This is a genomic window from Clostridium sp. UBA1652 (genome assembly GCF_002320975.1).
GTDB classification, from domain to species: domain Bacteria; phylum Bacillota; class Clostridia; order Clostridiales; family Clostridiaceae; genus Clostridium_T; species Clostridium_T intestinale.
This window is the reverse complement of sequence record NZ_DCLI01000027.1, coordinates 1-9,945: the sequence shown is the minus strand read 5'-3', so window position 1 is coordinate 9,945 and position 9,945 is coordinate 1. Positions and strand designations below refer to the sequence as shown.

The 9,945-nt window shown below is 30.5% G+C and carries 16 protein-coding genes; 7 read left to right on the top strand and 9 right to left on the bottom strand.

Annotated elements, in window-relative coordinates:
- Positions 1–25 precede the first annotated feature (25 nt).
- Positions 26–256: a hypothetical protein gene (locus B3N22_RS04505; protein WP_238902469.1), complete on the top strand. Its 231-nt coding sequence runs from the start codon at positions 26–28 to the stop codon at positions 254–256.
- On the opposite strand, the gene B3N22_RS04500 is transcribed toward B3N22_RS04505, so the two are convergent.
- The 3 genes from B3N22_RS04500 to B3N22_RS04490 all read right to left on the bottom strand — a co-directional run bounded on the left by B3N22_RS04500 (position 253) and on the right by B3N22_RS04490 (position 2,994).
- Positions 253–1,050, bottom strand: a complete 798-nt coding sequence (locus B3N22_RS04500; RefSeq protein WP_286905182.1) for an aldo/keto reductase — start codon at positions 1,048–1,050, stop codon at positions 253–255. The genes B3N22_RS04505 and B3N22_RS04500 overlap by 4 nt on opposite strands.
- A 106-nt stretch (positions 1,051–1,156) precedes the next feature.
- Positions 1,157–1,801 carry a YczE/YyaS/YitT family protein gene (locus tag B3N22_RS04495; protein WP_286905181.1) on the bottom strand — a complete coding sequence of 215 codons (645 nt, stop codon included), beginning with the start codon at positions 1,799–1,801 and terminating at the stop codon, positions 1,157–1,159.
- 26 nt (positions 1,802–1,827) lie between these two features.
- Entirely contained in the window at positions 1,828–2,994 is a 1,167-nt protein-coding gene (locus B3N22_RS04490) for an iron-containing alcohol dehydrogenase (protein WP_286905180.1), read from the bottom strand.
- 187 nt (positions 2,995–3,181) lie between these two features.
- Here B3N22_RS04490 and B3N22_RS04485 point away from each other — a divergent pair, with 187 nt between their 5' ends.
- On the top strand, positions 3,182–4,060 hold the full coding sequence (locus tag B3N22_RS04485) for a LysR family transcriptional regulator (RefSeq protein WP_286905179.1): 879 nt from the start codon (positions 3,182–3,184) through the stop codon (positions 4,058–4,060).
- 376 nt (positions 4,061–4,436) lie between these two features.
- On the opposite strand, the gene B3N22_RS04480 is transcribed toward B3N22_RS04485, so the two are convergent.
- The 4 genes from B3N22_RS04480 to B3N22_RS04465 form a co-directional block, all read right to left on the bottom strand.
- Positions 4,437–4,688 carry a helix-turn-helix domain-containing protein gene (locus B3N22_RS04480; protein ID WP_286905178.1) on the bottom strand — a complete coding sequence of 84 codons (252 nt, stop codon included), beginning with the start codon at positions 4,686–4,688 and terminating at the stop codon, positions 4,437–4,439.
- 207 nt (positions 4,689–4,895) lie between these two features.
- Complete coding sequence (locus B3N22_RS04475; RefSeq protein ID WP_286905183.1) at positions 4,896–5,057, bottom strand: AraC family ligand binding domain-containing protein; 162 nt, start codon at positions 5,055–5,057, stop codon at positions 4,896–4,898.
- Between the two features lie 11 nt (positions 5,058–5,068).
- Positions 5,069–5,602, bottom strand: a complete 534-nt coding sequence (locus B3N22_RS04470) for a LysE family translocator (protein WP_286905177.1) — start codon at positions 5,600–5,602, stop codon at positions 5,069–5,071.
- Between the two features lie 133 nt (positions 5,603–5,735).
- The gene (locus tag B3N22_RS04465; RefSeq protein ID WP_286905176.1) at positions 5,736–6,212 is read right to left on the bottom strand and encodes a cysteine hydrolase family protein; all 477 of its coding nucleotides are present in this window, start codon (positions 6,210–6,212) and stop codon (positions 5,736–5,738) included.
- 125 nt (positions 6,213–6,337) lie between these two features.
- On the opposite strand from B3N22_RS04465, the gene B3N22_RS04460 reads away from it, so the two are divergent.
- Positions 6,338–6,457: an AsnC family protein gene (locus B3N22_RS04460; protein ID WP_286905175.1), complete on the top strand. Its 120-nt coding sequence runs from the start codon at positions 6,338–6,340 to the stop codon at positions 6,455–6,457.
- 1 nt (position 6,458) lies between these two features.
- Here B3N22_RS04460 and B3N22_RS04455 read toward each other — a convergent pair whose 3' ends face one another.
- Both B3N22_RS04455 and B3N22_RS04450 read right to left on the bottom strand, forming a co-directional pair.
- Positions 6,459–7,112 (bottom strand): HAD family hydrolase, encoded by a 654-nt coding sequence (locus B3N22_RS04455; protein ID WP_286905174.1) that lies wholly within the window; start codon positions 7,110–7,112, stop codon positions 6,459–6,461.
- Positions 7,113–7,214: 102 nt separating this feature from the next.
- Positions 7,215–7,625 (bottom strand): hypothetical protein, encoded by a 411-nt coding sequence (locus B3N22_RS04450; RefSeq protein ID WP_286905173.1) that lies wholly within the window; start codon positions 7,623–7,625, stop codon positions 7,215–7,217.
- Positions 7,626–7,934: 309 nt separating this feature from the next.
- Between B3N22_RS04450 and B3N22_RS04445 the strand changes: the two genes are divergently transcribed.
- From B3N22_RS04445 to B3N22_RS04430, 4 genes are all read left to right on the top strand, one after another.
- On the top strand, positions 7,935–8,159 hold the full coding sequence (locus B3N22_RS04445; RefSeq protein ID WP_286905172.1) for a DUF1659 domain-containing protein: 225 nt from the start codon (positions 7,935–7,937) through the stop codon (positions 8,157–8,159).
- A gap of 35 nt (positions 8,160–8,194) precedes the next feature.
- Complete coding sequence (locus B3N22_RS04440; protein ID WP_286905171.1) at positions 8,195–8,422, top strand: DUF2922 domain-containing protein; 228 nt, start codon at positions 8,195–8,197, stop codon at positions 8,420–8,422.
- 119 nt (positions 8,423–8,541) lie between these two features.
- The gene (locus B3N22_RS04435; RefSeq protein ID WP_286905170.1) at positions 8,542–9,570 is read left to right on the top strand and encodes a sugar ABC transporter substrate-binding protein; all 1,029 of its coding nucleotides are present in this window, start codon (positions 8,542–8,544) and stop codon (positions 9,568–9,570) included.
- A 189-nt stretch (positions 9,571–9,759) separates the two neighbouring features.
- Positions 9,760–9,945, top strand: a 186-nt coding sequence (locus B3N22_RS04430; protein WP_286905169.1) for a hypothetical protein, incomplete at its 3' end; no start/stop codon positions are given.

The window sequence follows — 9,945 nt, the reverse complement described above, 5'->3', positions numbered from 1 at the left end:
TGTTCATTATACAAGGTGATAAGCTATGAAAAATAAAAAACCAGAAAAAATAGTAATAAAAGGCGGCTATGTGAAAACTCCAATTGAAGACATTCATTCTCACAATAAAGAGGTATCAAGAGGCACTGGAATTCAAAAAGCTAAAAAAGGCAAAGGCTCTTATAGTAGAAAAGAGAAATTTAAAGGAGGTTGTACAAGACAATCTCCTTATTATTTTCCCTTACTACTCATCTATTCGTTTGTCTTCTTCAATTAGTACCAACCGAATAAACTTTTTTCGGTATCTAATTTTTCTATTTCTTTAACTTCATTATGACTTAATTCGAAGTCTAATATATCTAAATTTTCTTTCATTCTTTGAATATTTACTGTTTTAGGGATTATTAATATATCTTTCTGATATAAAAATCTTAATGCAACTTGTGCCACTGATTTATTATGATTATCAGCAATTATTTTTAATATCTTATTATTAAAAATATTATTTTTTCCACATGCTAATGGTGACCATGCTTCTAATCTTATATTGTATTTATCCATTTCTTCTTTAAAATGCTTTTGTTGCATAAACACATGAGCTTCAACTTGATTAACCATTGGAGTTATTTCACAGTTACTAATTATTTTCTTAAAATCTTTTCCATAAAAATTAGATAAACCTATTGCTTTTAATTTACCGGCTTTATAATAGTCTTCCATAGCTCTATAAGTCTCTACAATATTGCCAGATGGCCAATGAAATAATAAAAGATCAATATAATCTGTTTGTAATTTATTTAACGCTTCATCAATATATCCACAAGCTTCTCTATAACTGTAGGCTCCATATATTTTTGTTGTTAGAAAAATCTCTTCTCTTGTGATTCCACATTTCTTAATAGCATTACCAACTTCTCTTTCATTATCATAATTTCTAGCCGTATCAATGTGTCTATATCCACTACTTAAAGCATCTATTACACATCTTCCTGCAATATTTGATGATACTTGATAAACTCCAAAACCTATTCTTGGTATTTTTATACCGTTATTTAATATTTCATATTCCATACTTTCACCCCTTAAGATTTTCCATTCATTTAACTCTTTCTACAGCCAAATATAGAGGCATAATTACTATATAAAGTTTATGATTAAACTAATGATACGCACTGGTTTAATTATAGTCAGTCAAATCATATTTTTGGAATATTGGTTTTAATAGTTTCATGAATATTCCCATTATTGGTCCAAAAATAATCATTCCTATAACAGTACCTTCTCTTACAGACAACGGAACATTAAATACAAATGCCATAATAATTGTAATAACAATGAATGCAACATCTACACCCTGTCTAAAATTATGAAACAGAATCTTTGTTTTATCAGATATTGCTTTGCAAGCACCTTCTAAGGCAAACGTCACAACATCCAATAACATAATCACTGCAACTGTAAAGGCATTGATAACATATCCTATGATTAAGACAGTAACTCTAACAAAATAGTTTGATAAATTAATTCCACCTAATACATCATAGAAAAAGAAATTCACTGTATATCCAATAATAAAACAAAGAACAATTTGTAAAGCATGTTTAAGCTTAAAATCTTTTCTTAGTATTACCAACTCAATAAAAATACATAGAAAATTAAGTATCATTCCTACTGTACCAACTTGAATTCCAGTTATTGAACTTCCTGTTAGAGCTAATGCATCCCAAGCACCCACACCAACCGCTGCTTTAAGTGTTAAAGAAGCTCCAAATGATACCAGTATAATCATTAAAAAACATAATATAATTCTTTTTATTTTCATCTTCTCTCCCCTAAACTTAATACTCTCTATACACACATTTCAAATATTTTCTCAATATCTGCTTGAGTTAGTGGTTTGAACCCTGGTAAAACACTGTTTCCACAAGATTTTTTAGCCATAATAGGGAAATCCTTTACTTCAATCCCTACTTTTGTAAAGGTATCATCTAATTGTAATGTATTAAATAAGAAATCTGATAATTTCTCAATAGCTTTATTAGCAATTGTCATTGGATCTAAGGATGAATCAATTCCAAATACATTAACACCAAATTGAACATATTTAGATACAGTTGTTTCATCCAGACAGTATTTTAACCATCTTGGTGTCAAAATAGCTAATCCTAATCCATGCGTAATATCATAGATTGCTGATAATTCATGTTCCATAGGATGACAGCTCCAAGCTAGTTGTTTTCCTCCATTAACAAACCCATTGATTGCCCAGGAAGATGTCCACATCAAGTTAGCTCTTGCTTCATAATTGTCAGGTTCCTTCATAGCAATTGGTGTATATTTAATAATTGTTTTCATCATTTGTTCCATAAAACAGTCCAACATATATAAATCCTGTTCCATATTAAAATAGACTTCCATGATATGACTCATTATATCTGCTGCACCACATGCTGTTTGGTAAGAGCTTACGGTATATGTGTTAGTAGGATCTAAAAAAGAAACCTTTGGTAATAGGGGTTTTTCCCCACGGCCAATTTTATCTTTTGTTTCAAGATTACTGATAACTCCTCCATTATCCATTTCAGAACCTGTTGCTGATAGAGTTAACACTGTTATAATAGGTAATGCTTTTTCTACAGGTGCCCATTTACTGAAGAAATCCCAGGGATCATGCTCAACACATGCTCCTGCTGCCATCCATTTTGTTGCATCTATAGTAGATCCACCCCCTACAGCAAGCAATACATCTATGTTTTTTTCTTTACAGATATTAGCTCCCACACGTACAGAATCAATTCTAGGGTTAGGCTCAATTCCAGATAACTCATGGAGTTCTAAGCCGCTTTTTTTAATTTCTTCTACTACGGCGTCATATAATCCTGATTTCTTAATTGAACCGCCGCCATAAGTCAATAAAACACGTTTTCCATACTTAGCAAGTTCTTCACCAAGATGTCCTAATTGATTTTTTCCAAAATATACTTTCACTGGAATATCATAAATAAAGCTGTTCATTTTTTCTCCTCCTCTAAATTCAAATCTCTTATATATTTATTATGCCTCAAAAAAATAAAATTACAAATACTTATATTTTATGCCTTACCATGCTTTTTAATTATGGATTCCTATAGTATACTAACAATAGTGATGACACAAAGATTATTAGACTTTGTGTACAGTATACTAATACAGGAGGCTTACTATGGATATTCGTATTTTAAAATATTTTCTTGCAGTTGCACAGGAAGAAAGTATAACAAAAGCCGCTGAAGTTTTACGTACTACTCAGCCGAATCTTTCAAGACAGCTTACCGAACTTGAGGAAGAGGTAGGCAGAAAGTTATTTGAAAGAGGCAGTAGAAAAATTACACTGACAGAAGAAGGGATGTTTCTTCGCAAAAGAGCAAAAGAAATTATTGAATTAGTGGAAAGAACAGAAACAGCCCTTTCCTCCTTTGATGAAATGGTTAGCGGTGTGATTCACATAGGTGCAGCTGAGACTAATGCCATGAGGCTTATTGGTGATGCCATGCTATCACTGAGAGAAACTCATCCACAGATTCAATATAATATTTTCAGTGGCAGTACCATAGAGGTAACGGATCAGCTTAATAAAGGATTACTTGATTTCGGAGTTCTGGTTGCACCAGTAGATTTGCAAAAATATGATTATCTAAAGCTTCCGATAAATGATATCTTTGGGGTCTTGATGCGAAAGGATAGCCCTTTGGCAAAGCTTAACTCCATTTGTCCAGATGACATAAAGAATCAGCCGGTTCTATGTGCCCATCAGCAAGTGGATGGAAATGTTCTTTCTGGCTGGTTAGGAGACGATTCCAAAAATCTGAATATCGTTTCCACTTTTAATCTCATAACGACACCTGCAATGATGGTAGAGGCTGGTCTTGGCTATGCTTTTACCTTTGATAAGCTAGTGAATACTTCAGGAGATAGCAATCTCTGCTTTCGTCCATTGGAGCCAAGGGTGGAAACAGGGCTCTATCTTGTCTGGAAAAAGTATCAGATATTTACAAAAGCTGCAAAGATGTTCTTGGAAGAAATTCAACGTAGTTTATTCTAAGATATATACAATGATTCTGTAATCATATGGCAGTCGAACCTCTGCCTATCAAAAAAGTCTAGTCACCATTCAGAACTAGACTTTTTTTCTTAAAATTGCTGTTACAGTTTTTACCTTCTAATCCCTTGCTATTTCAATTGCCGCCGATGCGTTATCATGTATTTCACCAAGCTCGTATACACTCGCATTAATTCGTCCTAATGGCACTTTTCCAAACCAATAACCAATATAACCATAATATAGTTATTGATGTAGAATAACAGAAGATGTTATTCTACATATTAGTATTTAGAGATTTCTTGTAGCACTTTTGAATTTCAAAAATAAAAAACACCGCAAACTCACTTCTGAATTATACGGTATCTAAAAATATCATTTACTTTATTCTTTTAAAGTGTTTATTTAAATGAGTTAAATCAACAAACCCGCACTCTACAACAGCTGAATAAACATCTCTATGTTTCTCTATTAACTTCTTTGAAAGCTCTACCTTATAGTTAAGAAAATACTGATATGGTGAGATTCCAGTGTTTTCTTTAAATAATCTTATAAACTTAAACTTTGACATTTCAAGCTCTTTACAGATATCATCAAGTCTTAATACATCTTTTGAATTACAAGAAATCATATCCTTTGCTTTTATAACTAAAGCATTATCTTTCTTATAACTTCTACAAAGATCATTTTGAGCAAAGCTATCTGCAAGAGATAAAAGTAATTCACTACATAATGCTTCATCCTTCTCTTTTAATATTGCATTTGAAAGGCTTAATATTCTTTGTTCAAGCCTATAATCCTATACAATAGGAGAATCAAAAGTCACTATATCCCTTTTTCAATAATTTTTTAAAAATAATTTTGGCTCAATATATAGCATAACATAATCAATACCTGACTCATCATGTGCCATTCCGTCATGAGGTTGTTCTGGATTAAAAAGAATAACGCCATTTTTATAGGATGATTGAACACTTCCATTTAAATTATACTGCTGAATACCACGAAAGGTTACCCCATTGCATATTCCTTGTGAGCATGCTTCTTATATCTAAAATTTGACATACTTGCTGACAACACAGTAATAAATGCCATAAATCCTATAATTGTTATACATACAACAAATATCATTAAAGTAGATAGTTTTGTGTAGTATGGCATAACAAAGCTTGGAATTACTGTCATTGTAAATAGTATAACCTTTGGTTTGATAAACTGAATAAGAAATCCAGACATAAATGTAACATTCTGTTTTTCAATTGTTTTTGAGGTATCCATTTTATATATTTGGTAAGCAAGATAAGCAATATAACTGCTCCCTATTATCTGCATAATAGGCAAAATCTTAGGTATTACCGATACAAGCATAGTATTTAAAACAGATGAAATGGTAAGTAATAAAGCAAATGCTATGGTTGCTCCATATGTATATTCAATCGCTTTTTTCGTGCCGAAATTATTTACTGTAGATAATATGCCAATATTTGTATATCCAGGTGTAACTGTAACAATAATGCAGTATATAAAAAAAAATGTAATATTCATAAAAGAAACTCCTTTGTAAGTATTTTTATAAATTATACATCTTAAAATTAAAGTCATATAGTACATTATTGCAAGAGCTATAGCTCATATTACAGAATGATATTTTTAAATAATCTCACTTTCTAAATTAATATTAATTACCCCTCATCCACTCTTTACTACTTATACTTCCAACCTTATTTTTTACATCTATAGTCCCAGTAGCATCTGATAAAAAATCAACTCTATATCCTTTATGAAAGGCTTCTCTTGCTGTCGTATCACAGCACATCTGAGTCATATATCCTGAAATAATAACTTCAGTTACATTTTCTTTTTTAAGAACCTCTTCTAAATTGGTTTCATGGAAACTGCTTGGTTTGTTTTTTTCAATAATATAATCAAAAGACTTCTCAAGAACCTTAGGGTGTATCTCCCACTCATTTGTATTTTTAATAAAGGTATCTCCAGAAAGAGAGGTATGCTGAACACCTATAACAAGAATCTTATTAGCTTTAGCATAATCCATAACCTTTAATATATTTTTAAGACTGTTATGAGGATAAGTAACCTTTAATTTACCTGTAAAATATTCATTTTGCACATCGATCACTAATAATGCTTTTTTCATATTCACTCCACCTTTACATTTAATTATCCTATTAGATTTGTTATACTAATGTTATCTTAAATCAAGGTTGAAATGTGAAAGGAATTCCTTAGTTTCACTTTAAAAATGAAAGGATTTTAAGCTTTATGTTTGATGAAATAGATTTGAAAATCATAGACATCTTAAAAACCAACTCCAAAACCCCACTTAAAGAGATTGGTGAAAAAGTTCACTTAACTCCTCAAGGGGTATCTAAAGGAGACTAATCTATGATACCTTAAGAACGTCTAATATATCCATAACATTTTCAGCTATAAAGTCAGCTCCTGCGCCCTCAAGTTCTTCCCTATCTCCATAGCCATATAAAACCCCTATGGATTTTATACCTACTTGCTTTGCACCTATAACATCATGTTCCCTATCCCCTATCATAATTACTTGTGATAGATCCTTTATCTCACAGCTCTCTAAGGCATGTCTAATAACATCTCCTTTTTTTGCCCTTGTCCCATCTAGGGTGCTGCCTGCTATATATGTAAAATACTTTGATAAGTTAAAATGTTCTAATATCTGTTTTGCAAATATTTCTGGTTTAGAAGTTGCTACAACTAACTCTTTATTATTACCTTTTAGTGCTTTCACTAAATCCTCAAATCCATCATAAATTAAGTTCTCAAATAATCCCTTATCTTTATAATATTCACGATAATAGTCTACTGCCTCTATAGCTTTCTCTTTTGAGAATCCGTAGTATTTTTCAAAAGAATCACTTAAAGGCGGCCCTACGAATTTATTTAATTGGCTCTTGTCCTCGACTTCAATACCGTATTTCTTAAGGGCATATACAATTGAATTTATTATTCCAACTCCTGAATCTGTTATTGTTCCATCTAAGTCAAATAGTATGTATTTATAATCCATTTACAATCTCCCCTTTCATAAATTAATTTTAACATTACCTTAAAATGAATACAAATTTTAGAAACTTAATTTTAAAAAGGATACTAAAAATAACGTATCCCTTTAATAATCCTCAAATTCTCCTCCGCCCTTTATATATTCATAATAATGATTAAAAGCAGCATCCACTATTCTATTTAATGAAATGTTTATATCTGGATGTATATTCTTAAGCTCATTCATCTTTCTATAGGATGAACTTCTAATAGAAAAGGCTCTCCTTACCTCAACATCATCTTTGAAAGACAACTTTCTCATTTTTTCAATATTATTTACTATATCAGTTTTATCTGTATTTTCTTTTTCTAACTTTGTTTCACTACTTATTATTTTTGTAGTTTTATTTAAGGTGCTATGAAAGATTTCTCTTTCAATGTTATCATATGGTTGCATTTCCGCCCAATCTTCTATTATATCTTCTTCTAATAAATTTTCATCTTCAACTTTTGGTTCTAAATCATTTTCTCTACTCATTTTAAACCCCCTATAAAATATTTATATAATACTATATGCTTTTAAAAGAGTTTTTGTACATTTGTACATTTGTACACTTGTACATCTGTACAGTTTAATTTTTGTAATATTGTACACTTTATTTTTTGTATTTCTGTACAATTGTACAGTTGTACAGCTGTACGTTTGTACAACTGTAATTATAATTTTCATTAGACAATTTAATATATCTTTAAACATTTTTCGTTAAAATTTTATACTTGTACTTTGTTAAAATATCTTAATTGTGCGTATTTTATATTGATAGTAATTTCTGAGGAGTTGATATAAATGCCTGCAAAAACAAGTTTAGTTTCTAAATCACTAATATTAGAAATTGAGAATGGAACAAAAAGTTCTGGAGAAATACTCTATAGAAAAAAGACCTTTTCTGGATTAAATCCTAATGCTACACCTGAAGATCTTCTTGTTGTAGCAAAAGCTATAAAGGCTGTTTTAGCTGATAATACAGGTAGATTTCTTGAAAGCGATCTATCAGAATTAATTGAAGTTTAAAAAAGTAAGATTTATTAACAAGAGGAGGCAATATTATGGATAAATCTTTGACACTAACTTTCCTTACAGAAAACGGCGATAAATCAACTTTAACAATTGTAGGTATTAAGGATAACCTAAGTGATGAAGAGATACTTTCATTAATGGATACAATCATAGAGAGAAAAGTTTTCTTGAGTAAAAATGGGTTATTTATAGACAGTTATAGTGCAAAAATAACTACTAAAGAGACTCAGAAGATCGATTTTAAGAAAAACAATTAATATATTTAAGGTGGTTGGATTTTATTCAACCACCTTTTTTATAATATTTCTATTTTATTGAACTATAATAAAATAACAACAATAAACTATTAGTATATTAAACATAATAGGTGAACCGCATGTATGTATTAATTCCAGATGTTTTTTATGTTCCTGTTAGATATTCACTAAATAATGAAGCTCTATTTAATTCTAATCAAAATATCCCTAGGCAAATATTAATAGGAGTATCCCTTCCTAATCAAAGAGAAGATAGATGGATTAGGGATGCTACTGCCATGAAAAAAGAGGCTGATGCTCAGGGAGCTACCTTAAAAATAGACTATTTCGACTTTGATCCAGTTAAACAAGCTGAACAAGTAGCTGAAATGATAAAAGAGAATGTCAGTATAATAATCATTGCATCAATAGATGAAGAAAACACTAAAAAACTAGTGGAAGATGCTCATGCTGTAGGTATAAAAATGATTTCCTATGAGGTAATTGCAAAAAATTCAGATATAGACTTTTTTGTTGGTTTTAACAATATAAGGGTAGGCGAACTTCAAGGAAGATACCTTACAACATATGTTCCAAAAGGAAACTATATTCTCTTATCAGGTTCCCCTAAAGGAGAACAGTTCAAAGAAGGTGCAATGGAGTATATAACCCCTTTAGTTATAAATAGATCAATAAAGGTTATAGCAGATAAAATAATTGAGGGCTGGATTCCTCTAAATGCATATATAATTGTATCTGATATTTTAAACAATATTTCAGATACAATAGATGGTATTTTAGCTCCAAATGATGCAATTGCTGGTGCTGTTATAGCTGCTTTAAGTGAACATGGTTTGGCTGGTATTACAGCTGTAACTGGACAAGATGCTGATTTAGAAGCAATTAAAAGAATAGTTGCTAGAACTCAGTTGATGACTGTCTTTAAGGACAGTAGAGAACTTGCTAAAACAGCTATTGATACCGCTATAAAATTAGTTAATGGAAGCGTGATTGATGTTACTAAGGATATTAATAACGGATTAAAGAATGTTCCCTCAATCCTAGTTGATCCAATAGCTATTGATAAAAATAATATAGATAAAACCCTTGTAGCTACTGGTATTTATAAAAAAGATGAAATCTTTAAAAGACAACTACATTATTATTAATCTATTCCCCTATACCTAATCACACTTTATATAAATAAAGGGTGATTAGGTATACTTTTTAATAAATAAGAAAAAACTTATCATAATGAATTAATAAATTTAAATATTGTCAACCTACTTATCTGAATTTATTAATTTCAAAACCTGAACCTTTCTATAACAAAGGTTTCATAAATTGGAGGCAATTTTATGTCACATGATCATGACCACAGTAGTACTAACACTGATTTTAACAAAAATAAATTTACTCAACTGTTTTTGGGCGCTCTTATATTTTTTATGGGTATATTTTTCAGTAAAACCTACGCTGACAATTTATATCTATTTTTCATATTTGCTATCAGCTATTTGATCCTTGGAGGGGAAGTAGTTCTT

Bases quoted from the DNA above. Each gene is read 5' to 3' on its own strand.
- B3N22_RS04505 (WP_238902469.1), top strand. From the start codon at position 26: ATGAAAAATAAAAAACCAGAAAAAATAGTAATAAAAGGCGGCTATGTG.
- B3N22_RS04440 (WP_286905171.1), top strand. From the start codon at position 8,195: ATGGATAAATCTTTGACACTAACTTTCCTTACAGAAAACGGCGATAAA.
- B3N22_RS04480 (WP_286905178.1), bottom strand. From the start codon at position 4,688: ATGATTTCTTGTAATTCAAAAGATGTATTAAGACTTGATGATATCTGT.
- B3N22_RS04495 (WP_286905181.1), bottom strand. From the start codon at position 1,801: ATGAAAATAAAAAGAATTATATTATGTTTTTTAATGATTATACTGGTA.
- B3N22_RS04455 (WP_286905174.1), bottom strand. From the start codon at position 7,112: ATGGATTATAAATACATACTATTTGACTTAGATGGAACAATAACAGAT.
- B3N22_RS04500 (WP_286905182.1), bottom strand. From the start codon at position 1,050: ATGGAATATGAAATATTAAATAACGGTATAAAAATACCAAGAATAGGT.
- B3N22_RS04465 (WP_286905176.1), bottom strand. From the start codon at position 6,212: ATGAAAAAAGCATTATTAGTGATCGATGTGCAAAATGAATATTTTACA.
- B3N22_RS04435 (WP_286905170.1), top strand. From the start codon at position 8,542: ATGTATGTATTAATTCCAGATGTTTTTTATGTTCCTGTTAGATATTCA.
- B3N22_RS04445 (WP_286905172.1), top strand. From the start codon at position 7,935: ATGCCTGCAAAAACAAGTTTAGTTTCTAAATCACTAATATTAGAAATT.
- B3N22_RS04460 (WP_286905175.1), top strand. From the start codon at position 6,338: ATGTTTGATGAAATAGATTTGAAAATCATAGACATCTTAAAAACCAAC.
- B3N22_RS04450 (WP_286905173.1), bottom strand. From the start codon at position 7,625: ATGAGTAGAGAAAATGATTTAGAACCAAAAGTTGAAGATGAAAATTTA.
- B3N22_RS04470 (WP_286905177.1), bottom strand. From the start codon at position 5,602: ATGAATATTACATTTTTTTTTATATACTGCATTATTGTTACAGTTACA.
- B3N22_RS04490 (WP_286905180.1), bottom strand. From the start codon at position 2,994: ATGAACAGCTTTATTTATGATATTCCAGTGAAAGTATATTTTGGAAAA.
- B3N22_RS04485 (WP_286905179.1), top strand. From the start codon at position 3,182: ATGGATATTCGTATTTTAAAATATTTTCTTGCAGTTGCACAGGAAGAA.